Annotated in this window: 26 protein-coding genes; 16 read left to right on the top strand and 10 right to left on the bottom strand. The window is 41.2% G+C overall.

The features are described from left to right. Positions 1 to 85 precede the first annotated feature (85 nt). Positions 86 to 751: a tyrosine-type recombinase/integrase gene (locus K245_RS0114015; RefSeq protein ID WP_051284142.1), complete on the top strand. Its 666-nt coding sequence runs from the start codon at positions 86 to 88 to the stop codon at positions 749 to 751. A 90-nt stretch (positions 752 to 841) separates the two neighbouring features. Further along, the gene (locus K245_RS0114010; RefSeq protein ID WP_156906800.1) at positions 842 to 1,783 is read left to right on the top strand and encodes a hypothetical protein; all 942 of its coding nucleotides are present in this window, start codon (positions 842 to 844) and stop codon (positions 1,781 to 1,783) included. Positions 1,784 to 1,927: 144 nt separating this feature from the next. Here K245_RS0114010 and K245_RS0114005 read toward each other — a convergent pair whose 3' ends face one another. Then, on the bottom strand, positions 1,928 to 2,923 hold the full coding sequence (locus K245_RS0114005; protein WP_035277285.1) for a hypothetical protein: 996 nt from the start codon (positions 2,921 to 2,923) through the stop codon (positions 1,928 to 1,930). A gap of 134 nt (positions 2,924 to 3,057) precedes the next feature. Then, positions 3,058 to 3,900: a hypothetical protein gene (locus K245_RS0114000; protein WP_027359759.1), complete on the bottom strand. Its 843-nt coding sequence runs from the start codon at positions 3,898 to 3,900 to the stop codon at positions 3,058 to 3,060. Between the two features lie 410 nt (positions 3,901 to 4,310). On the opposite strand from K245_RS0114000, the gene K245_RS0113990 reads away from it, so the two are divergent. After that, positions 4,311 to 5,636, top strand: a complete 1,326-nt coding sequence (locus K245_RS0113990; protein ID WP_027359758.1) for a hypothetical protein — start codon at positions 4,311 to 4,313, stop codon at positions 5,634 to 5,636. Between the two features lie 905 nt (positions 5,637 to 6,541). On the opposite strand, the gene K245_RS24555 is transcribed toward K245_RS0113990, so the two are convergent. Further along, positions 6,542 to 7,204 carry a magnesium chelatase domain-containing protein gene (locus K245_RS24555; protein WP_051284140.1) on the bottom strand — a complete coding sequence of 221 codons (663 nt, stop codon included), beginning with the start codon at positions 7,202 to 7,204 and terminating at the stop codon, positions 6,542 to 6,544. Positions 7,205 to 7,390: 186 nt separating this feature from the next. On the opposite strand from K245_RS24555, the gene lpxC reads away from it, so the two are divergent. Then, positions 7,391 to 8,281, top strand: a complete 891-nt coding sequence (gene lpxC / locus K245_RS0113980) for a UDP-3-O-acyl-N-acetylglucosamine deacetylase (RefSeq protein ID WP_027359757.1) — start codon at positions 7,391 to 7,393, stop codon at positions 8,279 to 8,281. A gap of 44 nt (positions 8,282 to 8,325) precedes the next feature. On the opposite strand, the gene K245_RS0113975 is transcribed toward lpxC, so the two are convergent. Then, on the bottom strand, positions 8,326 to 8,484 hold the full coding sequence (locus K245_RS0113975; RefSeq protein ID WP_027359756.1) for a rubredoxin: 159 nt from the start codon (positions 8,482 to 8,484) through the stop codon (positions 8,326 to 8,328). Between the two features lie 95 nt (positions 8,485 to 8,579). On the opposite strand from K245_RS0113975, the gene prmA reads away from it, so the two are divergent. Continuing rightward, entirely contained in the window at positions 8,580 to 9,500 is a 921-nt protein-coding gene (gene prmA, locus K245_RS0113970) for a 50S ribosomal protein L11 methyltransferase (RefSeq protein WP_027359755.1), read from the top strand. 347 nt (positions 9,501 to 9,847) lie between these two features. On the opposite strand, the gene K245_RS0113960 is transcribed toward prmA, so the two are convergent. Then, the gene (locus tag K245_RS0113960) at positions 9,848 to 10,564 is read right to left on the bottom strand and encodes a histidine phosphatase family protein (protein WP_027359753.1); all 717 of its coding nucleotides are present in this window, start codon (positions 10,562 to 10,564) and stop codon (positions 9,848 to 9,850) included. A 12-nt stretch (positions 10,565 to 10,576) separates the two neighbouring features. Further along, a complete protein-coding gene (locus K245_RS0113955; RefSeq protein ID WP_035277282.1) occupies positions 10,577 to 11,950 on the bottom strand; it encodes a Do family serine endopeptidase in 1,374 nt (457 codons plus the stop codon). Between the two features lie 270 nt (positions 11,951 to 12,220). On the opposite strand from K245_RS0113955, the gene K245_RS24550 reads away from it, so the two are divergent. The 9 genes from K245_RS24550 (at position 12,221) to K245_RS0113905 (ending at position 22,510) form a co-directional block, all read left to right on the top strand. Next, on the top strand, positions 12,221 to 14,752 hold the full coding sequence (locus K245_RS24550) for a TIGR03960 family B12-binding radical SAM protein (protein ID WP_051284139.1): 2,532 nt from the start codon (positions 12,221 to 12,223) through the stop codon (positions 14,750 to 14,752). Between the two features lie 96 nt (positions 14,753 to 14,848). Next, entirely contained in the window at positions 14,849 to 16,363 is a 1,515-nt protein-coding gene (locus tag K245_RS0113945; RefSeq protein WP_027359751.1) for an Rne/Rng family ribonuclease, read from the top strand. A gap of 286 nt (positions 16,364 to 16,649) precedes the next feature. Next, positions 16,650 to 16,784 (top strand): 50S ribosomal protein L34, encoded by a 135-nt coding sequence (rpmH, locus tag K245_RS27300; RefSeq protein ID WP_084156303.1) that lies wholly within the window; start codon positions 16,650 to 16,652, stop codon positions 16,782 to 16,784. 131 nt (positions 16,785 to 16,915) lie between these two features. After that, the gene (gene rnpA, locus K245_RS24545; protein ID WP_035277279.1) at positions 16,916 to 17,272 is read left to right on the top strand and encodes a ribonuclease P protein component; all 357 of its coding nucleotides are present in this window, start codon (positions 16,916 to 16,918) and stop codon (positions 17,270 to 17,272) included. Further along, positions 17,262 to 17,477, top strand: coding sequence for a membrane protein insertion efficiency factor YidD (yidD, locus tag K245_RS0113930; protein WP_027359748.1), 216 nt, complete (start codon positions 17,262 to 17,264; stop codon positions 17,475 to 17,477). The genes rnpA and yidD overlap by 11 nt, the downstream gene beginning before the upstream one ends. A 151-nt stretch (positions 17,478 to 17,628) precedes the next feature. Continuing rightward, positions 17,629 to 19,293 (top strand): membrane protein insertase YidC, encoded by a 1,665-nt coding sequence (gene yidC, locus K245_RS0113925; RefSeq protein ID WP_027359747.1) that lies wholly within the window; start codon positions 17,629 to 17,631, stop codon positions 19,291 to 19,293. Positions 19,294 to 19,310: 17 nt separating this feature from the next. Continuing rightward, positions 19,311 to 20,213 carry an RNA-binding cell elongation regulator Jag/EloR gene (gene jag / locus K245_RS0113920; RefSeq protein ID WP_027359746.1) on the top strand — a complete coding sequence of 301 codons (903 nt, stop codon included), beginning with the start codon at positions 19,311 to 19,313 and terminating at the stop codon, positions 20,211 to 20,213. 127 nt (positions 20,214 to 20,340) lie between these two features. Next, the gene (gene mnmE / locus K245_RS0113915) at positions 20,341 to 21,738 is read left to right on the top strand and encodes a tRNA uridine-5-carboxymethylaminomethyl(34) synthesis GTPase MnmE (protein ID WP_027359745.1); all 1,398 of its coding nucleotides are present in this window, start codon (positions 20,341 to 20,343) and stop codon (positions 21,736 to 21,738) included. A 319-nt stretch (positions 21,739 to 22,057) separates the two neighbouring features. After that, positions 22,058 to 22,510: an Hsp20/alpha crystallin family protein gene (locus tag K245_RS0113905; RefSeq protein ID WP_027359744.1), complete on the top strand. Its 453-nt coding sequence runs from the start codon at positions 22,058 to 22,060 to the stop codon at positions 22,508 to 22,510. A 349-nt stretch (positions 22,511 to 22,859) separates the two neighbouring features. On the opposite strand, the gene K245_RS24540 is transcribed toward K245_RS0113905, so the two are convergent. Genes K245_RS24540 through K245_RS0113885 form a run of 3 tightly spaced genes read right to left on the bottom strand, consistent with a single transcriptional unit; the run spans position 22,860 to position 24,735 of the window. Continuing rightward, positions 22,860 to 23,456 carry an NUDIX hydrolase gene (locus tag K245_RS24540; RefSeq protein ID WP_051284136.1) on the bottom strand — a complete coding sequence of 199 codons (597 nt, stop codon included), beginning with the start codon at positions 23,454 to 23,456 and terminating at the stop codon, positions 22,860 to 22,862. Between the two features lie 59 nt (positions 23,457 to 23,515). Next, positions 23,516 to 24,025 (bottom strand): thioredoxin family protein, encoded by a 510-nt coding sequence (locus K245_RS26705; protein ID WP_051284135.1) that lies wholly within the window; start codon positions 24,023 to 24,025, stop codon positions 23,516 to 23,518. After that, positions 24,025 to 24,735: a cytochrome c biogenesis CcdA family protein gene (locus K245_RS0113885; RefSeq protein ID WP_027359743.1), complete on the bottom strand. Its 711-nt coding sequence runs from the start codon at positions 24,733 to 24,735 to the stop codon at positions 24,025 to 24,027. Before K245_RS0113885 ends, K245_RS26705 begins: the two co-directional genes overlap by 1 nt. Before the next feature lie 217 nt (positions 24,736 to 24,952). Here K245_RS0113885 and K245_RS27750 point away from each other — a divergent pair, with 217 nt between their 5' ends. Continuing rightward, a complete protein-coding gene (locus tag K245_RS27750; RefSeq protein ID WP_156906799.1) occupies positions 24,953 to 25,114 on the top strand; it encodes a hypothetical protein in 162 nt (53 codons plus the stop codon). 162 nt (positions 25,115 to 25,276) lie between these two features. Here the strand turns inward: K245_RS27750 and proC are convergent, their stop codons facing one another. Next, positions 25,277 to 26,125, bottom strand: coding sequence for a pyrroline-5-carboxylate reductase (gene proC, locus K245_RS0113875; protein ID WP_027359742.1), 849 nt, complete (start codon positions 26,123 to 26,125; stop codon positions 25,277 to 25,279). A gap of 156 nt (positions 26,126 to 26,281) precedes the next feature. On the opposite strand from proC, the gene K245_RS0113870 reads away from it, so the two are divergent. Then, the coding region (locus K245_RS0113870) for a transposase (RefSeq protein WP_027358070.1) at positions 26,282 to 26,497 on the top strand (216 nt) is incomplete at its 3' end.

Here is a 26,497-nt window from a genome sequence, read left to right as displayed (position 1 = left end):
TTTTTAGGGTCTGGCACTGGTCAAGCCGCAATTCATGGTTTTAAAACATGTCGAAAACTCAATACATTTTATTTCGGAGGTAAAAATGGCAGCTACCATAAGCAACAATAACAGGTCAACGGAAAGGCAGATCAGAAACATTGATGGTATCAAATATTTTAATACCCAGCAGATAAAGTTGCTGAGGCGAACTGTAATGGAAAAGGCTCTGCTTGCATCAGGCAAAGATAATGTGACAGCAATAAAAGAATGGATGGCCGTTGACCTGATAACAAGCACAGGTATCAGGGTCAGTGAGGCCGCAAACCTCAGGTGCGGAGATATCATGGCCGGGTATGGCGAGAGTGCAATTTTTATACGAAACGGAAAAGGCAGCCGATCAAGGACGGTTCAGATTTCAGAAGCTTTGAAAAAGCACCTGAAAAGGTTTTTGAGTTGGAAGCAACTGCATGAGGAAGAGGTATCTGAAGACTCCTTTATATTTATAGGCCAGCGTGGGCCGTGGACAAGGCAGGCTATACAGCAGCTTTTGAAGAAGTACCTGAAGCAGCTCGGCATTTATGAAAAAGGTAAGTCAGTTCATTCCCTTAGGCATTCATACGCAACTGAACTTTACCGGAAGAAAAAGGATTTGAGAGCAGTACAGAAGCAGCTCGGACATTCGTCAATTACAACCACGCAAATATATGCCGATATTACACAGGAGGATTTACAGGCACAGATTAACGGAATGTGGGGGGGATGTAATTAAAAAATATTTTGAGCTTTATTTAATATTTGTTCTATAAAGGCTTAATAGTAATTGAGCATTGTTGGACACAGATATTGAAAAGGGTAATCCTTGAAAATGAAGCTATTGAGGAAAAATATTAGAAGCTATTTGTATGACAAGCCTATTCTGCAAATAGATTACATCGAAGCTCACTTGCACCGCATGGTTTTTAGTTGCAATGAGTCATTTAACAGCTTCAAAGATAGAATCCAGCCAACCATAATTCAGGCAAAAACAGACATCTTTCCTGATTATAATATTCAAGCCATGAAAGTTTTTTTATCTGCTGGTTATTCAATAAGTATCTATTCGAATCCAAACGCAGGCTTTAAGCCCCAAACAATGATTTCTCTGGTAATTACAAACAATAACCCTGCAAAACAGCGTCTCATACTTGAAGACCTTAACAGCAAGCTTGAGCTTAGCGTAAGCAGCTTTGAATTCGCATTTGATATTTACCCTCGGCATGAACCGGCCAAGGTCTTTGACACACTCAAAAGATCAGCATTTTACAAATACGCTAAAAAGCTTAGCATTGAAGAATACGAGTATGAAGCTGGAAGAAATAGGACTTTTTATTTGGGTGAAGAATGGAAGTGCTACGAAAGAGGGAATGATAAAGATAAAAAAGAATCGCAAGATGGAAAAGAAGGCTGGGATAGAAAAAGTATTAAATATATACGATTGGAATTTACCGCTGAAAGAAGCTTTATAACAAGCTACCTAAAGATACAAACCTTGAGCCAGTTACTATCAGATCTCCATATACTTAGAATACATAAAAAATTACCTGTTTTTTGTATAGCGAAGACCAAATCAAGAAACCTGCCTAAGCCTTGGGAAGAATACAGCTCATTTTTTAATGTGTACAAGCAAAAATATGATATAGTAGGTCGAACAATAATTCAGGAAAAGAAAAATAACCCAAGATTTGAAGGGTTTACAGCAGAGCTAATAAGGGAAATGGCATTATATGATGAAAAATTTCATTCAGAGATAATACCCCGATGACCATCAGTGTCTCATAACATATAACTCATATACATAAATATATCATATATTTATAGATCGATAATAATATAAAACCGTATATAATATAAGACTTTTTATGATTTGAAAATACAGATATTGTTAACTTGATAACCCCATTAAAAATTATTTACCTTTATCAGTCTCTGTAAACTGAGCCTCGATAACATCTCCATTGCCAACCACATCGCTATCACCGACAGGATTTTCAGGCTCGACAACAGCATCAGCATCAGTATCTCCATTATCTGCTTTAGCAGGAGGCTGACCATCTGTATTTATAGAATCATGTAGTATTATATCTGTGGATACGGTACCATCCTGAACAATAGCTACTTTGATGTCTATGCTATTTATTGCAAGATTGATCATATCGATACAGGCAGTAAAGGTATCGAATATTTTTTTTTGGTATATATTCCCCTTTTCGTAGTGCTTGTCTTTGCTTTGTAGCGTTTGAGTTGCATCAAAATCAAAACCTTCATTTTGAAGGCTGCGTTGAATCATGCTTAACTTATATACAGCTTCTTCTGCCCTGGTTTGTACATGTTTAACCTGTTGGTAGACAACAGCAGCTTCACCAATGCTTGAAAATTTAGCACGAATAGCATTGATACCATTCTTTTGATATTCATCGCGCAGCTCTTTTACCTTAGAAAGGGATAATTTTTCAATTGCTCCTGAATTAAAAAGGAAATCCCTGAGTTCATCTGAAAAAGATGGCTGGCTGATATTGTATAAAACGCTGATCGGGATATTGGCAATTTCTTGTATGCGTCCCATGCAAACGGCATAAACATTACAAAAATTTATTGCCGTATGATAACCAAAGTCGAATGTGTTTTGTACCCAAACCTTGAAGCTTAGCCCTTTTATTGATTTTACAACCTGACGTGCTTCTGTAAGCATTTCACCAATAAAAAAAATCTCTTGCTGTGTAATTTTTGTTCTTATTTTTATTTCATCAGCTAAGCTATCAAGGTACTTTTGATCACCTTGTGACCTACCGACTTCAAACCTTTTACGTTTTCTATCTTCTGCATAGCGGTACAAATTTTCACACGGATCACCGCCGTATTTTAAAAACTTACTCTTATGATGAGGGATTGGGGGGATGGTCATTTGAATCTCCCTTGTAATAAGTATATAAAAAACAATATTTTTTTTAAAAGCCGTATTTTTGTATTTGATTAGTTTAAAGAACAATTTAGTTATAAGTATTTATGCCTGTATACTTATCAATTCAAAAAAATAAATTATGCTTCAAAATTATCAATAAATTGATCTAAAATATTTTTATGTTCATCATCAAAATACCCATCCGATAGTTGATGAAGCTGCCTTATGCTTGTCTCAAATGCTTGATACACATTATACAGGCGTTGCTCATGATCGTTTAACGGTATTTTGTTTGCAATTTTTTGTATTATTATACCATTAAGAAATTCAGTTCTCTCATTTCTTAGAATTGATATGGCTTTTTCAATTTTATGTTTATAATTTTGAATATGTTCAATCAAACGATTTGCAGCTTCATAGTTTTCAAGCTCAGCCTCAAACCCAGCCCATCCTTTCTCTTCAAAAGTTTTATATAGTTTTTTGAAGCCTTTTATGGACATGCCTAAAGTTTTTTCTGAGCTAAGGAGATAATCTCTGAAATCTTCAGGAAATTTATCGCTGCATATTTCAAACAGAATAGTCCTTTTAATAAGAAGAACATTAATAGTCCTTTCTGAGCATAGGCTGTATACACGACAAAAATTGAGTGCCGTCTCATAGCTAAAATCACACGTTTTTTCGACCCATTCTTTGAAACTAAAAGTAATTTCTTTACTTGTTTTTATAACATCACGAGCTTCACATAAAAGATCACCAATAAAAAATATATTTTCTTTGTAAATATATTCTCTAAGTTTAAACTCTGAGGCAATTGAACTAAGATAACCCTCTGGCCCACCGCTTTTTTCTGCTGATAATCTCGATATTCGATGCTTATTTAGTGCATAGGGAAGAGTACGAGGTTGATTGGTTTCACGAAATTCCTTCAAATTGAGTATAGCTTTTCTATCTCCAAAATGTTTAGGTGTATAATCTGCCATACGAGCCTCTATACTTATTCGGGAATTTCTATTTTTAGAATGGTTCTATTTTTCTATGCTGCATTGAATATAAACAGCTTATTAATTTATGATGATGAGAGCAACGCAAACTTTAGCTTTATACCTCGGAATGCAACGTATCTTCAAGCTAAATATTCAAAATAAAAGGAGTTTTTGTTAGATCATCTTGAATTTATAGCAAACGAGCTATACCTTGGCAAAGAAATCAGACATGAAGATGGCTGTTGTGACAGCCCTTTTCTCAGTTTTTTATCTCGTAGCCTTTATATATTACAAACCCACAACGGCCCTTAAAATATGAGTGCAGACGGGGTTGTAAAAAAGACGATATCAGAATAAGATTTTCAGGGCATCATCAAATTTTACCTAACCTTAAAGACCTCAAAAAAATGAAATCTAAAGTAGCGCAGTACATTCAATCTCGTGCCGGTAAGGCAGATAATTATAATCTGTATTACAAGGCTGTAGAGATTGATCCTTATATTCTACCGGCTGGAGAGGCAAAGAAAAGGACAGAAGACTTTTTTAACAGCATAGTACTGCCAAAATACCAAAAAAAGATCACAAAGATAAAAAACAAGCTGAGCGATTTTTTCATACTAGCGGCAAACCTTTTCAGCTCATCAAAAGAAAAGCCTTTAATAATCGATATGAATCAGAACTTTTACGACCACAATACGGCTCTGACCAGATTTACAATCTTTATAATAAGAACGCTTCTTGATGAAGGGTATATTGAGCTGAAAAAAGGTTTTTTTGATTATGAAGGTAAAAGCAGCTTCAGGTCAAGAATCTGGGCCACAGAAAAACTACAGCAAGAGCTTTTTTACCTTGCATCGCCGCAAGGCTTTTTGATTACTGATGCAAGCCCTCTGATCGTTATGCGGGACAGTAAGGATAAAAAAGATATAAGTTTCAGCAAATCCAAAATCTCCATAAGTCTTGAAAAGGACGTCAGGCATATCAATAGTGTCAACAAGCGCTTTATTGTTTCATATCTGGACGAGAGCATAAACAAAGATGTTAAATTAAGCACAGACCTTCATCGGGTATTTAATGATACATTGGATTATGGAGGCCGTTTTTACACTAAGGGTGCTAATGGATATCAGCAGCTAAGGGCAGAAGATCGGCAAAATATAAGAATAAATGGCAATAAGACCGTTGAACTTGACTATTCAGGCCTGCACCCGCATCTGCTTTATGCTGAAGTAGGGTTACAGTTAACAGAAGACCCTTATGAAGCCATAATGAGCAACTATAATAATATACCGCAGTGCAACTATAAGGATGTAAGAGGCTTTGCAAAAATAGCACTGCTCGCGCTGCTCAATTGCAAAAATGAAATAGAGATGGTCAAGGCATGCAATTATGAATTATTCAAGAACCATTACCTTCATGAAACACTACAAAAATATGGAGTTACTGCAAAAGGGATTTTGGATATCTTTAAAAAAGCCCATCAGCCGATAGAGCATTTTTTTTGTTCCGGTAAAGGCTTGAAGCTTATGAGACTTGACTCGCAGATAGCCCTTGAAGTCATGCTTCATTTTGCAAATATGAAGCAAGCTTGCCTATGCATCCATGACAGTTTTATCGTTGAAGAAAAAAACAGAGATGTCCTTCAGGCTGTTATGGCCGACTGTTATCAGAAAATATCTGCATCAATTTCACCTGATAAAAAGCTGTATTTTTGCCCTATAAAAACCGGGTAGAAAACCGTCAAAAATGCAGTCCTTGAAATCCGGCGGATCACCTCGTTATAATTACGAATAATGCATGATCATAGGCTCATTAGCCATTAGTTATAATAGTATACTATGGATATTGTGTAGGATATAGAGGTGTATGTATAAATATAGAATATTGGAATGGGAGAGGTTTATATATGCTAGATAGAATTTTTGTCTCGCAGGTAAAAATAACAAGTTACCTAGTCCCCTCTGTTTTTTTAATGCCCCAGTTTTTATCCGATCAAGATAATTTAAGTTCAATCGCATCCAGATAATCAGAAATGAATCCTCATAAACGCCCTGTCATATTTTCATCTTTCAATTCAGAATCAAGGTCATAAAAGCTGGGGACGGTAACAGTAATAATAATACCCTACTGAGAAAACACGAGCTTGCGGTTTTGTGCTGTTCAAATAATGAACTGTAATACATATATGCTTTTACATCCAAAAGCCGGAGATTAAGCTGAGAGCGTACATAAATAAAACCTGCTTTTTACAACCTTCATTTCGACCAGCGCAAATGCCTTCCACACCCGCATTGTTACAATTAGCATAGAAGATTATGGCAAGCGGCTTGCTGAACAGGCCCCAGATATTATTCCTGAATCATGATTTAGCGATAAAAAACCGGCTTTTTTATTCAGGCATGTGTACCGATTGATCTGAAAAAAACGGGAGATCAGGGAATCAAATAAGCCGATAGAATAAGTACAATGAAAAAGATGTACATTTTTATCATGTCTTATATAAATGTGGCCACTCTAACAATTAGAGATAACACAAGAAGTTGTATTCATAATTTGCTGGATAGATTGGTTATACAAGAATCGCCCTAAAAACAATAAAGCCTTGATATTATTGATAATATTAATATTTATAAATATACTACAATATGATTATATTGTGATTCCCGGCAGCAGCAATCTCTACGGCCCTTCTGGCGTTTTCCTGTCCCATGATTTCTGAAAAATCAAGATCCATCTCCTGCTCCCGGATAGAAGTGGAGGTGAATATTTCTTCTGCCGGGCTGATCATCTGGTCTCCGTTGAAATGATCAACAACTTCGTGTAGAAAACTCACAGGGATGATATCAAGTCCTTCCACTACAGCCGCTTCCTTTGCGTTTGCTAAAGGCACTACAACGCCCCTGAATTTTTTGTCCTTGGCTGCGGCGGTCATTGAAAGCGCGCCCTTGATTGGTTTTACGCTTCCATCGAGGGACAGTTCTCCCATCACCATGTATTCATCAAGATTTTTTTCTCGTATGATTCCTGTGGCAAGGAGAATCCCAAGGGCAATTGGAAGATCAAATCCTGTTCCTTCTTTCCTGATGTCAGCGGGAGCGAGATTTACTGTTATTCTGTCGTCCGGGAATCTGTAGCCAGAATTTTTCAGGGCTGACCGGACCCTTTCCCTGCTTTCCCTTACAGCTGCTTCCGGAAGTCCGACCGTGTTATATGCGGGAAGTCCGTGACTTATGTCTATCTCTACTTCTATCGTTTTTCCGTCAACCCCGTGAAGTGCACAGCTATAAACTTTTGAAAGCATTGCAGTCTCCGATAATTTATATTCAAAAATAGAGATGTCTGATTTTAGGTAATTATGTTTTTAAGACAGGTCGGACAATTTTTAAGCCATTTTGAAATGACTGTTTCATAATTTTTTTGCGGAAACACCATTTGTGGTATATATGCTCTTGAGCTTTTTCAAGTCTTATTTTTCGGAGAGTGGTTGATGTTTTTCGCAAACAGACAGAGAACCCTTGCCAGATCTATTTCATGCAAGGGGATGGGAGTACATTCAGGACGAGAGGTTAAGCTCAAGCTGAACCCTGCGCCTCCTAATTTCGGGATCAGGTTTTTAAGAACCGATCTTCCCGGAACCAGTCCCATTTCAGCGCTTTTTCATCTTGTGGTCGACACCAGCATGGCCACTGTAATCGGCTCCGAAGGCGTTATAGTTTCAACCATTGAACATCTCATGGCTTGCTTCGCGGGAATGGGCGTCGATAATGCGCTGGTTGAGCTCGATAATTACGAGATGCCGATAATGGATGGAAGTGCGGCTGTCTTTACTGAAATGGTGTCAAGCGTAGGGCTTACTGTTCAGGATGCGGCTCGCCAGTATTTTGTCGTTAAGAAGCCCATAGAAATCGAGGCCGATGGGAAATTTACAGGTATTTATCCGGCAGACGGTTTCAAGATCACGTGTATGATTGAATTCGACAATCCAGTAATTGGTCTGCAGGATTTCACAGTGGATGTTTCCAAGGGTGAGTTTGAAGAAAAAATCAGCAGGGCAAGAACCTTTGGATTTCTTCATGAACTTGAATTTTTGAAGATGCATGGATTAGCAAAAGGCGCGACCCTTGAAACAGGTATTGCTATAAACGGAAACGAGATCATGAATCCTGAAGGGCTTAGATACGCTGATGAATTTGTCCGGCATAAGATTCTTGACTGCATAGGCGATTTTTCCCTGATAGGCATGCCGATTACAGGTCATGTGGTTACAAAAAAATCGGGTCATATGTTCAATAATGCATTCATAAGAACTTTTTTTCAGAATAAGGATGCCTGGGAAACCTGCTCATTTGAGGAAATAAAAGGCGGAGCTTCGGAATAAAAAGAGCCGCCTTTTAACAGCAGCTCTTTTTTGTATATATCTGTCTAATCGAGTTTTTCAAAAAACTGTTTTTCTGCGTCGCACAGTGGACATGTCCAGTCATCAGGAAGATCTTCAAACGCGGTACCAGGTTGAATACCATGGTCTACATCACCTTCTGCCGGATCATATACATATCCACAGGGACATTCGTACTTGCTCATCAGATTCTCCTTGTATTCAGGGTTTCAGGTTGTATTTAAAAACTAAATTAATTACCTTGATGCGTTTTGTCAAAAAATAATAATACGGTGAAAATATGAAATGGATTGAAACGGTTGTAATTATTAAGTCCGAAAGTCCTGAAATGGCCCTTGATCTGGTTTCAGGGCTTTTTATGGAATTTTGTCTCCAGGGTGTTGTTATTGAAGAGCCAGGACGCGATCCTTTTGCTGACTGGGGTGAAGATGCCATAGAGTCTTCGGACAGATATGCGGTAAAAGGCTATTTCCCAAAGGATGATAAAGCCGATTTAAGGCTTGATGAAGTAAGGGAGAGGTTAGCCGGTCTTTCAGAAATAGGAGAGTTTTCCTATGAGATAGAATATACCGAGGTTGATGAGGAAGACTGGGCAGAATCATGGAAGGAGTTTTTCTGGCCAGAAAAAATATCGGAACGTATTGTGGTCAAACCAACATGGCGTGAATACGAGGCCCAGGGCGATGATATAATCATAGAAATTGATCCGGGAATGGCTTTCGGCACTGGCGCCCACCCCACGACCGCTCTATGCATAAGAATGCTCGAAAAACATCTTAAGGCAGATGATTCAATCCTTGATGTCGGAACGGGATCAGGAATTCTTCTTGCCGCCTCTGCTAAGCTTGGGGCAGGTTTTCTTCACGGAACAGACATTGATGATGTGGCAGTTATTGTTGCCAGGGAAAACCTTCTTTTAAACAAGGTCCCGGAAACATCTTTCCTTGTGGAAGCCGGAGATCTTGTGGATAAAATCAGCCGTCAGTATGACGTTGCCGTTGCAAATATCCTTGCCGAAGTCGTGGTCAGGCTCCTTGACAATCTGCCTGCAAGGGTCAAAGACGGCGGCCTGATGATCTTTTCAGGAATAATAACAGAACGTATGGAAATGGTTCTTGAGAAAATAAGGACTGTGGGCCTTGAGGTTATTGAGGTCATGGAAGATGGCGGCTGGGTTGCCATCTGCGCTAAGAAATCTTAATTAGCAATAACAAAAAGCTGCCTTGTATGGTTAAATTGCCGTAAAAAAGGCCAATTAGTAGGTCGGATTAGAGCGTCCTTTGCTCGTAATCCGACATTGATCCGAATGCCTCCGGCGGGTCGCTTTTTAGAAAAAGCTCCGCAAAAAATTTATGATTTTGTAGTTTAACGAAAAAATGATGATCCCTGGCTTTGGGACGACCATTTTCATTTTTTCTGACCATACTGAAGATAGAGCAGAGCAACGAAATTTTTTGTTGCATAGATAAGCGGATAATTCTGGAAAACCCCTTTTATGTAAAGAGGTTTTCCAGATAGTTCCCCATGATTTCAGGGTTTGAGTCTCAATTAATCATCATCTGATATCCTCAGTTCCTCATCAGGCAGAATATCGGTTATCTGTCTTTCAATGCCTTTCCCTGTTATGTAAAGCTCTCCGCCTTTTTCATAAACGGCAATCCCTTCGAGAAAGGCAACTTCTCCGGCTTCTTCCTGCATTAGGCCAAGGAAAATTTCTCTTATCAGATACATGTTCCAGTCATGGGTTATGCAGACATTAATGACAGGTTTGTCGTCTTCAAGCCCCTGTTTTAGAAAATCAATCATTTGTATGGAAGCCGAATAAGGACTCATCATGATATCTTCCGGAATGTCTCCGTCTATCCATTTTCTGATGAACGCAAAAACATCATATGACGCCGCCATGCTCAGGATCTTTTTAATATCAACTATGTAGAAAGGAGCGAGTCTTTCTTCTATTTCAGGGATTCTCGTATTTCCGCCTATCATGGAATAGCCTTTGTCCATTAGATAGGCTGTTTCGATGCATCTGCCAATATAGCTTGAATATGGCCTCAGTTCAAAATCAGGAGGGATATTCCTGCCGAATTCAAGCGCAGCCTGCTTGCCCTCATCCGTAAGTCCCAGAAAAGGCTCTTTTCTCATGTCTTGGTCATATTTTCTTGCAGCATGCCTCATTATGATTGAAATGCGGCTTGCTCCTGATTCAGCCAGTCTGTTTATGAGCTCGATGGATTCCATACTGCCATCCTTGTTTTTGATCATAAGAATGCTTTCCTACAGATTAACTGTAACATAGTAACCCCTGCCTCCTCTTTGAACCAGGAGAACAACGGAACTTTTGTGCCTCGATTTCATCATGACTTTGTAAAACTCATCGGTATTGTCAGTCTTTATCCCGTCTATTTTTCTTATGAGGTCTCCCTGTCTTACTCCAATTCCTGCAAGAAATGACTGGGGATTGATTTTTGTTATTACAACACCAGGAATTGTCTGGCCTGAAACCATGGCGGCTGTCTTGATTTCTATGCCGAGCAGACCATATGTAAGTTCCGGAGCCTTGCCAGAAGGATAGACCGCAGACTTTATTTCTATTTCAGTCTTTTCATTTGCCTTAAGCATGGAAAGTTTTATTTCATCGCCTGGAGCGTATTCCATGATCAGGCTCTGAAATTCAGAAGGATTCTGTACTGATTTCCCGCCAACAGCAAAAATAATATCTCCGGACGCGATTCCAGCACTTGCAGCAGGACTTCCTTTTTCTACAAAGCCTACCGCGACTCCGGATTTCCCGCTGCCGAGATAATTTGCAAGACGTTTGTCGATTGGCCTTACGCTTATGCCCGTCCACGGCGGAACAACTTCGCCGTATTTTACAAGGTCATTTATGATTCTTTTTGCCTGATTGATTGGAATGGCAAACCCGATTCCCTGCCCGCTGGCATAAATTGCCGTGTTTATGCCTATGAGCTGGCCGTTGATGTTCAGAAGGGGGCCTCCGCTGTTTCCAGGATTTATGGAAGCGTCAATCTGCATGAAGTTGTGATAGGTCTGGTTGTCAGTCTTGATGTTTCTGCCAAGGGCGCTTATGACTCCGGTTGTTACGGTGTTGGAGAATCCGAATGGGTTTCCTATGGCTATTACTGTTTCGCCTATCATCAGGTCATCAGACCTGCCCATTTCAACGGCAGGGAGAGTTCCGCTGTGATTGAGCTTGAGTACAGCTAAATCTGAGTTTACGTCTGATCCTACTATTTCAGCGTCGAATTCCCTTTCATCCATCATGGTTACTTTTATAGCCCCAGCCCTTTCAATTACATGGGCATTGGTCAGAACGAGTCCTCTCTGACCGTCGATTATTACGCCAGAACCAAGACTTGTGCGTTTCTCTCTCTGCGGTCTTCCATTTTCAAAAAAATCCCTGAAAAATTCCTGCATCATTGGATCGCCCCTGAATCCTGAAAACGGATTCTGCTGGGTGGTTTCAAAATACTCGGCGTTGATGTTAACAACTGCAGGGCTGACAGCCTTTACGGCCTGAACAACGGGGGTCTCCCTCGATGCTTCGGCAAATGCTGGCGATGCTGATAAAACCAGGAATAATAGGCTAAGAATATTTTTCATGTTGTTTTTAAAGTTTTTTTTGTGCATATTTACCTGTTTTCTTTAAAAATGATAAAAATGAACCGGGTGTTCAAACAAATAGGGCTTAATCCTTGGCTGTAAAAGTATTGCGGTGAATTAAGGCCCTGAAACAGACGCTTTTATTCGGACTAAAATAAGGCTTAATAGCCTGAAAACAAGTCTTAAGCGATTGATCCAATCCGGTTGCGAATAGTTTTGTTAAATCTAAAAAAGAAGCAGCAGACTTAAAAATCACAAACAGAAATTGGGATTTTACCTGACTGTAAAATGGATAGCATGAGCACAGACATAATTCAAGACATCCTGCCGCATATCGACAAGCCAAGCCACTACATAGGCAAGGAACTCAATGCGAGGAGAAAACCCTTTGATTCGGTTGACTTAAGATTTGCCCTGGCATTTCCTGATTTATATGAAATCGGCACTTCCCATTTCGGACTTCAGATTCTTTACCATGTTTTGAACAGTCATAAGAATATAATGGCTGACCGAATTTTTACACCAGCCCCTGACTTTGAAAAAAAGCTCAAGGAGACCGGCCACAGCCTTGCTGCTCTTGAAAGCAGAAGGCCTCTAAGAGATTTCGATATAATCGGTTTCAGTCTTCTTTATGAATTGAATTATACAAATGTTCTGACCACACTTCATCTCGCAGGCATTCCGTTCAAGGCATCAGACAGGGACGAATCCATGCCCATTATTATTGCTGGCGGGCCTTGTACATGCAATCCCGAACCTGTTGCTGATTTTTTTGACGCAATTGTCATAGGTGATGGAGAAGATGTAATACTCAAGATATCCGAAGTCTGGCTTGAACTTAAAAAATCAGGAGCTTCCAAAAAAGAGATTCTGAAAAAATGGTCTGAAATTGAAGGTATATATATTCCGTCATATTTCACGCCTGAGTATTCTTCCGAAGGATTTCAGTCTCTTGTTCCGCTTTATGAAAATTATACAAAGGTTACAAGGGCAGTATGTCCTGATCTCGAAAATGCTCCGTTTCCTGATACCCCGGTTGTTCCGCTTGGAAGACCCGTGCATGACAGGTTGAGGCTTGAGATTGCAAGGGGCTGTTCAAGGGGATGCAGGTTCTGCCAGGCTGGTATGATCTACAGACCGGTAAGGGAAAGGTCTCTGGATAAACTATTTGAGATAACAGAAAAAAGCCTTAGATCCACAGGTTACGATGATCTTTCCCTTCTTTCCCTGAGTACGGGAGACTATAGCTGCCTTTCAGATCTCATGACCGGTCTTATGAAAAAATATGCTTCCGACAGGATAGCTGTTTCATTTCCTTCCATAAGAGCCGGAAAACTGAATCAGCAGCTCATGGAAGAAGTGAAAAAGGTTAGAAAAACAGGATTTACAATTGCCCCCGAAGCTGGAACCCAGCGTCTCAGGGATGCGATTAACAAGAATCTGACCGAAGATGAAATCTCTGACACCGTAAATTCTGCCTTTGAAATGGGCTGGCAGCTCATAAAGCTATATTTCATGATTGGCCTGCCTTCTGAAACAGATGATGATATTCAGGGAATAATTGACCTTGCGGATCGTCTGCGCAGGCTGAAAAAAGGCAGGTCAAGACAGGATTCCATACATGTAAGCATCACAACCTTCATACCAAAGCCTAATGTCCCTTTTCAGTGGGAAAGCCAGATAACACAGGCCGAATCCCTTGAAAAAATTGGTAAGATCAGGTCAGCCATAATGAGGCTTCCGGGAGTAGGGGTGAAATGGCAGGATCCGAAGCTCAGCCTTCTTGAGGGCGTTTTTGCAAGGGGGGACAGAAGGCTTGCCAAGGTGATTGTTTCAGCGTGGGAAAAAGGTTGCAGGCTTGACGGCTGGTCAGAACATTTCAGGCTTGATCTCTGGCAGGAGGCTTTAGACGAAAATGGCATAGATCCCGCATTTTTCACAACAAGAAAAAGAAGCCTCGATGAACCTCTTCCCTGGGATCATATAGATTCGAGGGTAAGCAAGAACTTTCTTAAAGATGAGCTCTCCAGGGCTTTTACTGGCGATCTTACCCATGACTGCAGAAATGGAGAATGCACGGGCTGCGGAGTATGTGATTTTGAGACTGTAATGCCGGTTATTTTTGACAAGCCCTTGGAAATTCAAAATTCAGATTGTTCCGGCGATGACTCCCATATTTTATACAAAAAAATACGTCTTGAATATTCCAAGTCTGGAGATGCGAGATTCATCGGCCACATAGAGATGTCCAACAATATTTCCAGAGCTCTTAGAAAGGCAAGACTGCCTATTCGCTATTCAGAGGGTTTTCATCCGATTCCAAAGCTTTCTTTTAACGATCCGCTTCCCATTGGTCTTGAGAGTCTTTGCGAGCATTTCTATCTTTATCTGCCTGAAAACCATGATCTTTCAAATGTTCCGGAGCTCATCAATCAGGGGCTGCCCGAGGGGCTTGTAATACTTTCGGCAGAGCTTTCAGATGAAAAGGAAAAAATATCCTGCGTTGAGGAAACTTATAGAATCCATATGCCTTCTTCATGTTTCTCCGCCGAGTCTCTTGAGTCTTTCATGTCTGCCGAATCCTTTCCGTTTAGTAAAACAAGTAAAAAAGGGATGGTCAGGGAGATGGATCTGAGGGATCTTGTCAGGAAAATAAAATTGATAACTGACAAAGATCTCGAGATTACCCTTAAATCCGCCCAGGGAGAATCTGTTCGTCCTTTTGAAGCGGTGCGCGCCATATTCGGCAGAGATGGAGATCTTGCAACATATTCGAGAATCATCAAAACGCTGGTGCGGCCTTTTTTGACAGGCACGGACGCAGCATGACCATATTGCTGGGCTGATATTACAGGATTCCTAAATTTTTTATTTTTAAAATATACATTTACTTAAGGTGCAGAGAGTCATTCTCAGAGGCAAACAATGAAAGAACTCATCATAAATGTCATTGAGTCCGAGACCAGGGTCGCTCTGGTTGAAAACGGGACAATCGCGGAGCTCTTCATAGAGCGTGGCGATGAATCCAATATTGCCGGGAATATCTACAAAGGCAGGGTGCAGAGGGTTCTTCCCGGAATGCAGGCTGCGTTTGTAGATATTGGACTAAGGCAGGCCGCTTTTCTTTACGTTGATGATGTGCTTGGAGCTCCGAGGTCGAATTTTGATGACCAGGGTGAAGAAGTACTGTCGTTTGATGAGGAAGCAGCAAAATGCGCAAAAACAAAGGAATGCAGGATTGAAGATCTTCTTTTGGAAGGTCAGGAAATCATGGTTCAGGTCGCAAAGTCGCCTATAGAAACCAAGGGAGCAAGGGTTACGACCCATATTTCTCTTCCTGGCCGATTTCTTGTTCTTATGCCTACAGTTGATCATATAGGTATTTCAAGACGCATTGAGGACGATGATGAAAGGTCAAGACTCAGGGAGATGATAATCTCAATGAGGGAAAAGAATCTTGGCTATATTTTCAGAACAGCCGCCGAAGCAATTAACGAAGAAATCATGGCAAGGGAGATGGGGTTCCTGAATTCCATATGGGACAAGATTCAGAAAAAATACAGCAAGGCTCCGGCTCCTTCTCTTCTTCACATGGATCTTACTGTAACGCTCCGGGCCGTGCGAGACCTTCTGACCCATGAGGCTGACAGGGTTGTGGTTGATTCAATGGCCGGATATGACCTGATCGACTCTTTCCTGAAAAAAATCGTTCCAGGGCACAGCATTCAGCTTGAATATTATGACGGCAAAGAGCCGATATTCGAGGCCTACAATCTTGAAGGCGACATATCAAGGGCTATGAAAAGAAAAGTATGGCTGAAATCAGGTGGTTATATAATCATTGAGCACACGGAAGCGCTTGTGGCCATTGATGTAAACACAGGACGCTATGTCGGAAAGCAGAACTTTGAGGAGACTGTTTTAAAAACAAACCTTGAGGCAGTAAAAGAAATAGCATATCAGGTAAGGCTTAGAAATCTTGGCGGAATTATAATCGTTGACTTCATAGACATGGAGAGCCTTGTTAACAGGGAGAAAGTCTACGCTGCGGTTAAAGACGCCATGAAGAACGACAAGAATAAGACCAATATTCTTCCCATGTCTGATATGGGAATAATCCAGATGACAAGGAAGCGGGTCAGGAAATCCCTGAACCGCATGCTTCGTGAGCCATGTTCATATTGCGACGGAAGCGGCTATCATCTTTCAAGACAGACAATCTGCTACAAGATTTACAGGGATGTTATAAAGCATTCCGGTGATTTTCGTGGTAAAAAATTCACTGTAAGGGTTCATCCTGATGTGGCTGAGATGCTTCATGGGGAAGAACGTGAAGTTGTATCAAATCTGGAAAGAAAACTGGGTCTCAAGGTGGAAATCTACCCTGAAAAAGTATTTCATATCGAGAATTATGAAATCATTGAATCCATGCTCGAATGAGTTTAAGGATTTTTTTAGGGTGATCTAGATCATGACAAGATCGCAAAAAGTCCTATTCCCGTCATTCCGGCGTAGTCCGGAATCCAGAAGTGTCTGAAAAATGCTGGATGCCGGATCAAGTCCGGCATGACGTCGCCGCCTTTTTTGACTTTTTGCGAGACTATCAAACCATCAAACTGGTTGACACCAAATATGTTTTATGCTTTTTTAGAATGCTTGAGCCTGAACAAATTCGGGATAGACCGGGTATTAGAAAAAATAAATACGTTGTGAGGATAAAAAGAAAATGAAAAGAACTTATCAGCCTAGTAGAATCAAGAAAGCAAGGACCCACGGATTCCGTAGCCGCATGGCAACCGTAGGTGGACGTAACATCATTAAGCGCAGAAGAGCCAAGGGCAGAAAGCGTCTTGGTCTTTAATCCTGTTCAGGCTAATTCCATTGCGTTTATTTTTTAGCGGCGCTTGGAGCTTCTGACAGTTTTTGCGCATCTGAACTTCAATGGAATTAAGATCTTTGGAGGGCTGGCATAGCCAGCCTCAGCCTTGAAAAGTGATTAAAAAAGTATTTCAAAAAAAAGACCGGTTATTGATTAGATCAGAATTCGAGCGGATAAAAAGCTCGGGTATGAAGGCCCAGGACAGGCATCTGTTTGCCGTATTTACTCCTTCTGAGACGGGAAGGACCAGAATCGGCATAACTGTTACAAAGAGGGTCGGTAACTCTGTCATCAGGAACAGGATAAGAAGATTTGTCAGGGAATTTTACCGACTGAACCGACAGCTTGTCAAAGGGGCATGGGATATTAACTTTATTGCTCGTCATTCAGCCGCCGAAGCCGCACATGAGGATATCAACGCGTGCCTGATGAGAATATGCAGAAAAATATCAGACAGCTATGCTGATTAAGAATGCGGCCGTCCTTTTGATACGCGCCTATCAGTACTTTATTTCACCGCTTCTTGGGCCTGCATGCAGGTTTTATCCCAACTGTTCAGAGTACGCAGCTGAAGCCATCACCCGTTATGGCTTCATAAAGGGAGCCTGGCTGGCCGTAAAGCGCATTTGCAGATGCAATCCGTTTCATCCAGGAGGATTTGATCCTGTACCATGATATGCGAGAAAAGCCGTTACCTGTTCAGGGCGGCTTTTATTATTTTATGGTATGCCCCTAATTCGAAAAAATTCTGAATTTATAATTATTAAGAGGCCATGACAGGCTGCACCAAAGATATTATTAGAGCATTTCAGCTCAGGAGAATTTAATGGAACAATTCCGCTTGTTACTTGCTGTTGTACTGTGTGTTGCCGTTTTTGCCATATGGAGCTTTTTTTTCAGTCCTCCGCCCAAACCGATTCCTGACCAGGCCGCATTAACCGCAGAAACAGCTGCAAAGCCTGAAGAGGCGCCCAAAATGCAGGAGCCTGATAAAAAGGCAGACGTCGTTTCCCAGCCAGGAGTACAGATGGCTATGGACAGGCCTGCAAAAACCTACTCAGTAGACACCCCTTTTTTTACGGCACAGTTTTCTGACCGCGGGGCAGCTCTTACCCATTTCACTTTAAAAAACTACAAGGAAACCAATAAGCCTGATTCGCCTTTAAAGGAAATGGTCTCACCAGAAGCATTTTCAGGTATTCTTCAGTCTGGCACAGCCAATAAATCGATAAAGGGTATGGACGAAGCTCTTTATGACGCTGAAAATGCCCAGCCCTCAGTTACTGTATCTGACAAGGAAACCAAACTGTCTTTCTTATGGGTTTCTCCCGAAGGAATAAGAGTTGACAAGGTTTTTACATTTTATCCTGATAAACCTTTTTTTAAATATGTTGTGGGATTGACAAATACTTCAAACATTAATTTCAAGGACGGCCTGATTCTCTCAATGACGGATCATTACGGCGCCAAGAAAAAAATGGGATTCGAAGGACCTGCCGCATATCTTGGCAAGGCGCTGGAAACAGTTGATACGGAAAAGCTCAAGGAAAAGGATTCTGATCTTTCCGGGAAAATAACATGGGTGGCGTCCCTCGACAGATACTTCATGAAGGCCATCATTCCGGATGCCCAGCAGCAGAACGGACATCTTCAGTCAAAAAAGAATGCTGACGGAACGGTTCGGATTTTATTCACAGGCGATGAAAAAATCATAAAGCCGGGAGAAAAGTCAGAGTTTGCATTTGATATCTATATCGGTTCCAAAAGACTTGAAACTCTCAAAACAATTGGCAAGAAGCTTGACGCAGCCGTAGATTTCGGATGGTTTGATATAATCGCCAAGTTCTGTCTTCTTGTGATGAATATGATCCACAAGCTGATTCCAAACTATGGTATTGCTGTCATTCTGCTCACCGTACTCATAAAACTTCTTCTCTGGCCTCTTGGCAACAAAAGCTATAAGGCAATGGGCGCCATGAAGAAGCTTCAGCCTGAAATAAACAAGATCCGTGAAAAATATGAGCATGATAAGACAAGAATGAACCAGGAGATCATGGCCCTGTACAAGACTTACAAGGTAAATCCCATGAGCGGATGTCTTCCTCTTCTTGCCCAGATGCCTATTTTTATCGGTCTTTACCGAATGCTGTATGAATCTGTTGAACTCAGACATGCTCCTTTTTATGGATGGATAACCGATCTGTCTGCTCCAGACAGACTTTTTAATTTTAGTTTTTCAATTTGGGGCATTGACCCTCCGACAGGTATTCCTGTCCTCACCCTAATTATGGGCGTCACAATGTTTCTTCAGCAGAAGATGTCGCCCCCAGCTGGCGGAGATCCGATGCAGGCAAAGATGTTTCTGTATTTCATGCCTGTAATGATGACCTTGATATTTGTAAATTTCCCCGCAGGGCTCGTTCTTTACTGGTTGGTGAACAATATCATTTCAATTGCCCAGCAGTATTACACTCAGAAGAGTAATTCGTAAACCGGAGGCCGAAAGCCATGAAAGAAAACAAGATTTTTGAAGGCAAATCTGTTGATATAGCAATAGAAAATGCCTGCAAGGAACTGAGAGTATCAAAGGACCGTCTGAAATATGAAATTATCTCTTACGGTTCCACAGGAATTTTTGGGATAGTGGGAGTCAAAAAAGCCAAGATCGAAGTTGTTATGCCTGAAACGTCTGCCAAACATGACGATGAGCACCATGAAGCAAAGGCAGGCGCAAAGTCTCTTGTGGATGAAGCTTTCAGCAACGGCAAAAAGTCAAAAGCACCTATAGCCGCAAAAGAGGCCCTTCCCATTGAAACTGCGTCAGAATCAGATGATGATTCCGCATACGAGGGCTTTGATGATGATGAAGATGATGTGGATGAGCGCATGGCTGCGGCGGTCAATGAACTTTCAGACGAAGTTATTGAAAAGGGTACCATTGCGCTCCAGAAGATTGCAGACGCAATTACGGAAGATGCTTCGATAAGAGTGGTTAAAGAAAAGGATCGCCTTGTTTACAATATCGAAGGCGGCGATCCCTCTCTCTTGATAGGAAAGAGAGGTCAGACCCTTGAAGCAGTTCAGTATCTTATAGATAAACTCATCAACAGGAATGCGGATGCAAGGGTCAGGGTTCAGGTTGATGTCGGCGGATATCTTGAAACAAGAAAAAAGAATCTTGAAGGGCTTGCTTTGAGACTCGCTGAAAAGGCTAAGAAAACAGGAAAGCCTTCAACAATAGGTCAGATGACAGCCCACGACAGAAGAATTGTTCATCTTGCTTTGAAAGATGATCACGGCGTGCGTACCCAGAGCATGGGCGAAGGATATTACAGAAGGCTCGTAATTTTTCCAAAGAGAAACTCGGCTCGAAGAAGAAGGCCGGTTAAAAAGGCAGAACAGGCAAGCTAAAAATATATTTTTTGCTGAGTCCCTGTGTAATATTCGGGCAGATCGGTTAATATGAACGCCGGCAGAAAATTCTGCCGGCGTTTTTGTATTTATGAGATTTAATTCAGATATCTGTACAGTGAAAAAAATGAAAAATAATCTTACGGATTTTTCAACAATTGCAGCAATAGCCACTCCTCCTGGAAATGGCGGAGTCGGAATTATTCGAATATCCGGCCCTGAGAGTCTTTCGATACTCAGAAATATTTTCGCGGCTACATCCTTAGAAATAACCAAAACCGGAATTTTCGAATCTCACAGGATGTACCACGGTAGGATATTTGATCCATCCTGCCGAGAGGTCATTGATGAGGTTCTTGCCGTATACATGAAAGCACCGAGATCATTTACAGCAGAAAATGTCGTTGAAATACAAGGACATGGCGGATCATATGTCCTTGGCCGGATACTGTCCATAGTGATTGATCAGGGGGCAAGGATCGCTGAGCCAGGCGAGTTCACAATGAGGGCGTTTCTAAATGGCCGGATTGATCTTACCCAGGCAGAAGGTGTGCTCGATCTTATTGAAGCCTCGTCGGATCAGGCCCTTAAACTTGCGGCGAGCCAGATTGGCGGCGGAATCAGGGATAAAATAAAAGATCTTAGGGACAGGCTGCGCAATGTCCACGCAGGGCTTGAGGCTCTGATTGATTTCCCTGATGAAACTGAAGATGCCATGGAGCTTTCTGCCAGTGCAGATGAGGTGGAAAAAAATATCGTACCAGAAATGAAGGCTTTTCTGAAAACATATGAAGAAACCAGATTTTTGCGTGATGGCGTCAAACTGGTCATTGCCGGCCCGCCAAATGCAGGCAAGTCAAGTCTTATGAACGCACTTACAGGTGAAGAAAGATCCATAGTGACATCCATCCCAGGAACAACAAGGGATCTTGTCAGGGAAAGGCTTAGTCTTGCAGGCACACCCGTGCTTGTTACAGATACCGCCGGCCTCAGGGAGTCTGAGGACGAGGTTGAATCAATAGGCATCAGTCTTACAAGAAAGGCATTATCAGAAGCTGATGCCGTTCTCTGGGTTATGGATATCACAAAGGGAATTGATGAAAAAATGTCTGAAACAATCAGATCCTTTCCTGTTAAGCACGGAATACTTGTATGGAATAAGGCCGATCTGGCCGGGATAAAGCAACATGACAGCACAGGATTTGATAATATGCCGGGCATTATGGTTTCGGCAAAGACAGGGAATGGTCTCGAATTTCTGAAGCAAACAATGATTGAGCTTCTTTTGTCAGATTCATCCGCCGAGAAATCAGGGATTGCACTTAATTTAAGGCACAAGAACCTTTTGGAGTCGGCCATTTCCCATGCGAACAGATCCATCGAAGCCATAAGATTTTCGGGTTCTGTTGAGCTTGCAGCAGAGGATCTTAGGGAATCTGTGGGGGCATTGGACGCTATTCTTGGTGAGAATATGAAGGCGGATATCCTTGATGATATTTTCAGCAGATTCTGCATCGGGAAATAATAACAGGCGGTGTTCCCTCTAAATGATTGAATCCGAAGCACAATCATTTTTAAGTTTAATTCCCTTGGAGTGGTTATTCAAAAAGCGCCCCGCCGCTATTCAAATCAATGAGCCATTGAATAAAATTGGAATAATAAATACGGCCTGAAATGGATCTGCAAGGCCTTTCAAAAATATCCATATCCGTTATGTACCATATTTAAAAAAAAATCACTGAACATCTTGACACATTTCTGGCTATGATTAAATTAGTCTCAAAAGGGTTAGGTGGTAAAAACCTAAATATAATAATAGTTTATATTTTATAAGGAGGTTTTGTATGGCTATTGTGAGATGGGAACCATTCAGGAACGTGGCGACTCTTCAGGATAGAATTAACAGGATGTTTGATGATGTTTTTACACGCGCTGCCGCCGAAAATGACGACGAGGCTGTAGTCGGTGGATGGAGACCTTCTGTGGATATCATTGACAAGACAGATTCCATCGTCATAAATGCTGAGCTTCCAGGCGTTGCAAAGGAAGATGTTTCTGTGGAGGTTAAGGAAAATATATTGACCCTGAAGGGTGAGAGGAAAATCGAAAAAGAAGAAGCTGATGGACTCTATTACAGAAAGGAACGTTTATACGGAAAATTCCAGAGATCCTTTACCTTGCCAATGGAAACAGACAGTGAGAAAATTAAGGCTTCATTCAAGGACGGAGTTCTTAATCTTGAAATTCCGAAGCCAGAAGAGAAAAAACCAAAGCAGGTTACGATTAATATAGAATAGGGCAGATTCTGTCTGATCGTTGTATCGCACTGGGGCGGCATTTTTAAAATGCCGCCTTTGCTTTTTAAAAATTTTGTATATGATGCGTAGAAGTCATAATTTCAGGTTCAGAGGAGTCTTATGCGAAAAGAAAAAGAAGGTATATTCAGGGGATCGGCGTTGTCCTGGTACGATTCAGATAAAATCTGTCTGGTTACCATGGTGTTTGTGGCGGTTGTAAATTTTTTTGGGTGGTCAGGCATTTCCACTGCTTTTTCAAAGCCCGAGTGGATGGGCTACTGGCATTTGCCTGCTATATTGCTTGTGGCTAGTTCATTTGTGTTTTTATCGGTCATACGGCGTTTAATTGTCAGGCATTTATTGAAAAAGACCCGTGATTCTGATATTTTCTTATGATTTCAAGGAACTTGTGGACTATTCTTGCGGTCACGCCCCATACCTCAATTCCGTTTATGGAATATATAAGTTCGTAAAGGCTGGGCTCCCGATCTGCAAAATTATTCGATTCATGGATTTTTAAAAGATCTTTTACCTTTACCATAACCACCCTTGATATTTCAGACATATCATGGCTGATTTTGCTTTTTCCATTCCACATGCCGGCAAATGCCTCAAGTACCGTATTGTTGATTGTTTCGTAATATCCAAGTGAATCAATGCTTTCTACATCATGGGAAGGTATTGCGAGTTCTTCCTCTATTTCCCTGTAAGCGGCTTCAAGGGTTGTTTCGGCCTGATCGACATGTCCGCCCGGAAACGCAGGCTGGTTTCTCCATGGATAGCCTGGATTGTCTGCCTTCTGGATAAAAAGAACTTCCGGATCATCAATATTGGTAATAAGGAGAAAAACACTGGCCTTTTTTTTGTACTTCAAGGAAATGGAGGACTTGATTGTCTCGGCGCCGGATATTGAATCTGCAATAGTCTGAGTTGTGAGTCTTGTCATTTATCTTGATTCTCAAAAACCGGCTCCGGTTAATCAGCCGTAGCCGGTTTGCTTAAAAATTATTTTACCGCTTCTTTCAGGTTGGCAAGGAAGATATCCGCAGGCATTGCTCCTCTGAGAACCTTTAAAACATCACCTTTTGAATTCATGACTATATGGTGCGGTATGGACCTTGCGCCGTATCTGAGTGCCAGTTCCTTTTCCTGATCAATATCAACCTTTATGGAAACAAATCCGTCATTCAGAAGGCTGACAACTTCTTTATCCTGGAAGGTAGTCTGGGCCATCATCTTGCAGGGAGGGCACCAGGTCGCGTAGAATTCGACATAAACCGGCAGATCTTTTTCCTGGGCCTTTTTCATGCCTTCGTCATATTTCATCCATGCGACAAGATCCTGTTTTTGAGTTTTCCCTTTGGCATCGTCGTTTTTTTGTGAAGCCTCTGATTTTGGGGGCGCCTCAATTTTAGTCTGACCATTTGCAGAACTACCGTTTTCCTGGCATATTGATGGTGAAGCCGCCATTGTGAAACAGATGAAGGTCATGATAATATAGAAAACTTTTTTCATTATTGTCCGCCTATTAAAATTGTTATCATTGTCAGTTTGTCAGTAACGAGTGCTATTCCTGTCAGTATAAGTAATATTCCAGCAATCATATTGACATATCTGAGTACCTTCGATGCTTTTTTCAAGAAAGTCAGCACGAAGTTAATGAAGAGCGAGATTATCAGGAATGGGATTGCAAGTCCAGCCGAATAAACCGCAAGCAGTTTGACCCCCTGGATGGCAGTGCCCTCGCTGCTTGCTATGATTAACGTAGAGGCAAGAAATGGCCCTATGCAAGGACTCCACCCAGCAGCGAAAGCCATTCCAATGACAAAGGTTTCGAGTATGTGAACAGGACTGTCAGTGAGATGAAGGCGTTTTTCCATCTGGAGTATTTTTATGGGAACAAGCCCTGTCATGTGTATGCCGAGTATTATAATAACTATTCCGCCTAATACTCGAATAATATTAGAGTGGATAGTGACATACCCTCCAACAAAAGATGCGGATGCCCCCATAAGAATGAATATCGATGAAAAACCCAGGACGTAGGCTATGGTATATGTCACGGCTTTTTTGATTATTTTGTTGTCTCTTTCCTGGGTGAGTTCATCTAAGGAATAGCCGGTTATAAAAGTAAAAAAAGCCGGAAGAAGAGGAAGAACGCATGGTGAAAAAAAAGACATGATTCCATTCATAAAAGCCATGGGATAAGTTAGATTATCGTACATTTTTGTCCCTTTATAAAGCCCCGGATATAAATACCTGACACTTCAAAGATTCATGATTTGTCTATTTGGCCACATCAAAAAATGGTCTTTTGCGCGTTAGCTGCTTCAGCGTCGTACATGAATCCTCTTTATACCCCATAAACCAAGGTTTTTAGAGAGGTTCCGCTGATTCCCTTGAGATAACACATCAAAAAATCTATTTTTTTAGGGGCACCCTATGATTATTGCCAAGATAGCAAAAAGTCCGATAGTCTTCATTCCTTCTCTGGCCGGAATCCAGAATTATCTGAAAACACTGGATGCCGGATCAGGTTGGCATGACGCTGAAACCCTTTTTCTGACTTTTTGCGACTCCATCAAATATAATTGCTGTTCATAAAGCCTGTAAACTGTATTTCGGATACGGTCTGCTTATTTTGAAGTCAGTATTCATATTACAATCTGTTTGTTTCCTTTTTATGAGTACATTTAACATACTTGGTTACAAAATTTCAGAAGGTGAAATTCAAAAAAGTCATCTTGATTGAGAACATCAGATCTATCAATTGCTCAAGAGCTTGCTGAGTTCTTTTGATCTTGATGATGCAGCAATGATCCCTTTAACTATTTCTGTTTTAACGCCCGCTGACTCCATATGTTTTATTGCAGCTTCTGTTGTACCTCCTGGAGAGGTAACCTTTTTTCTGAGGGACTCCGGCGCTTCGTTCTGGGTTTCCATCAGTTTGACAGCTCCCTTTATGGTTTCTAAGGTCAAAAGAAGGCTTTCGTCATCGCTGAACCCAAGTTCTTTTCCCGCAGAAATCATGGATTCCATGAAATAAAATACATATGCAGGGCCAGAGCCAGACATGGCAGTTATCCCGTCCATATCAGGCTCGGAGCAGATCAGCGTTTTGCCCATTGATCCAAATATGTTCTTAACGGTTTCCGCGTCCAAGTCAGAAATATTCCGGTTAAAGCATATTCCCGTCATTCCGGCTCCGGCAAGTCCGGGTGTGTTGGGCATGACTCTTGACACAGGAAATTGCTTTTCATTTTTCTTTTCAATATTTGAATAAAGAACGCTTTCTATAAAGCTGATTTGTACTCCAGCGGCTATGCTAATGATGATTTTTTTCTCGGAGGTATTTGCTTCAGGTCTTATATCTTCAAGAATCTCTTTCATATTTTGAGGTTTTACTGACAAAATGATTACTTTAGAAGTCTCAAAGACTTCTTTATTGCTTGAAGCAGCTTTGATACCCAGGGATCTTCCGAGGTAATCAATCCTGTCCCTTGATTTGTCAGACGCAATTATGCATTCAGCTTTGCAGAGCCCGGTTTTAATAATCCCTGCCATTATGGCTTCAGCCATGTTCCCGGATCCAATGAAACCAATTTCTGTCTTCATTTATAAGCCCTTTTTATCATTTTCAGATTTTATTAACACAGGGCCATAATATTAGTGATACTCCTTGTGTCAATAAGTTTTTTGATTACCATTTTTACTCCGCCATGCTTATCTTAAGGCATGTGAAAGATTATCCAGATATGATGGAGGTGTAGCATGGCAAAAAATATGATCCAATTTCAAAAAGGAAAGAGTATTCACGAATTCCTGTCCGAATATGGGACCGAAGATAAGTGCCAAGACTCATTATTCAGACTTAGATGGCCGCATGGTTTTAGTTGTCCGAATTGCGGCGGTTCGAAATTTTGCGAGCTCAAATCAAGAGATCTGTACCAATGCCACAAGTGTCACCATCAGGCGTCGGTAAAGGCC

The organism is Desulforegula conservatrix Mb1Pa (assembly GCF_000426225.1).
In the GTDB taxonomy this organism is placed as follows: Bacteria; Desulfobacterota; Desulfobacteria; order Desulfobacterales; family Desulforegulaceae; genus Desulforegula; species Desulforegula conservatrix.
Note: the sequence above shows the minus strand (reverse complement) of the source record. Positions and strands in the feature narration are given on the sequence as shown.